This window comes from Cetobacterium sp., from assembly GCF_048470075.1.
Lineage (GTDB): Bacteria > Fusobacteriota > Fusobacteriia > Fusobacteriales > Fusobacteriaceae > Cetobacterium_A.
This window is the reverse complement of record NZ_DBGBQB010000094.1, coordinates 1-1,735: the sequence shown is the minus strand read 5'-3', so window position 1 is coordinate 1,735 and position 1,735 is coordinate 1. Positions and strand designations below refer to the sequence as shown.

General features: G+C 28.6%; 2 protein-coding genes. One reads left to right on the top strand and one right to left on the bottom strand.

The features are described 5' to 3' along the window. On the top strand, positions 1–285 hold a 285-nt coding region (locus ACMOUI_RS03590; protein WP_418964374.1), incomplete at its 5' end, for a hypothetical protein. 41 nt (positions 286–326) lie between these two features. Here ACMOUI_RS03590 and ACMOUI_RS03585 read toward each other — a convergent pair. After that, positions 327–1,694, bottom strand: coding sequence for a glycoside hydrolase family 32 protein (locus tag ACMOUI_RS03585; protein WP_418964373.1), 1,368 nt, complete (start codon positions 1,692–1,694; stop codon positions 327–329). Between the last annotated feature and the right edge of the window lie 41 nt (positions 1,695–1,735).

The window sequence follows — 1,735 nt, the reverse complement described above, 5'->3', positions numbered from 1 at the left end:
ATTCTAAATGATAAGGAGAGGATTATTATGTCATTACAAAGTAATTTTACTAATTTAGTTACAACAGGAAAAATTGAAGATATTTTGGCTAAAGATTCTTTAGTTTGTTTTTCTTTTATCTCTGAAAATGATAAGTGGCAGACTCTAGCAGAATATGGAGAATGGCGATTACAAATTAATACTAAAAGTGGTATTTGTAGAGTGATTGATTCACATATTATAAGGAAAGTTTCCTCTTCTTTAGAAAAGATAGAGGAGTTGATTAATGGTTATAATTTGAATTAAAAGGGAGATACGGAATCTCCCTTGATTCATGTTGTATGATATTATTTACTTAGGCTATATATTTTTTTAGAAAGAATGTTTCCTACAACTTCTACCTCATTTTGGGTAGAGTGAGGATTTACAACACAGCTCATAACTTTTTCACCACTATTAATATATATTTCGGTAACACATTTATCTACAATAATCCTAAAGCTACATCTTTCATTACCCTCTATCTCACATTCTCTAATAGTTCCAAAAGTAGAAAGTTGAGAAAATCCATTTATAACATTTGCTCTGTCTAAAATCAATTTTTTTTTCACCGCTGAATAAGTTAAATTTAATCCACCATGGGTTCCCTTAAAAAGGGTAATTTTAAAGTTATCTAAATTTTTAAAAGTAATTTCAAAATCAAAAGTATTTAAGGTATCTTTTAATTGAGAGAAGCATTGTAATTCTTTATTTCTATAATTTTTAAGTTCCTCTATGGGATAGGTATAAATTTTTCTATTTATTACTTTTATCTCCCTAGGAATGCACATCAATCCAGTCCAATTCTCACCTGGAAGAGGAGCGTGATTGACTAGCCATCCGATAATTATTCTTCTGTTTTTAGAATCTAGAAAGCTTTGTGGTGCATAAAATTCAAATCCAAAATCTAATTTTTCAAATGGATTATGAATAAAATTTCCATTTTTATAGTCAAAATTTCCTAAATAATAACCAGACAGATTTATTTGTCCATCTGTTCCAATGCCTTCTGGACTAATTAGTAGGATATCATTTTTGTCTATTTCAAATAGATCAGGACACTCCCACATATGTCCCATATCTTTTTCTTTCAATTCACTAAATAATTGCCAATTTAAAATATCTTTAGATTTATAAATTAAAACTCTCCCTTGTGATGATTCCTTAGCTCCAATTATTAAATACCAAAAATCCCCTTTTTTCCAAACTTTTGGATCTCTTATATGAGATTTACAATATGTTTTTGGCAGTTCTAAAGATATTTTTTGAATTTTTTCAAAATTAACTCCATCTATACTTTTAGCTAAAATTTGTGAAGGGATTAAATCATCTGGACCAACTGTAACGGTATTACCAAACTCATTTAATTTTTTAGTTTTCATTTTTATTCCAGTATAAAAAAGAAGTAGTTCATTATTGTTAACAACTGCACTTCCTGAAAAACAACCATCTATATCTCCAAAAGTTTCACTATCAGGGCTAAGAGCTGGAGGAAGATGTTCCCAATTAAAAAGATCTTTACTTTTAGCATGACCCCAAGTCATATTTCCCCAATAACAATTTTTAGGGTTATGTTGATAAAATAAGTGAAACTCTCCTTTAAAGTAGGATAAACCATTAGGATCATTCATCCAATTTGATTTAGGTGTAAAGTGAAAAAGTGGTTTTTTAGTCATTAAAGCTCTCCTTATAAAAAATTTATAGAATTTCAAGAAAA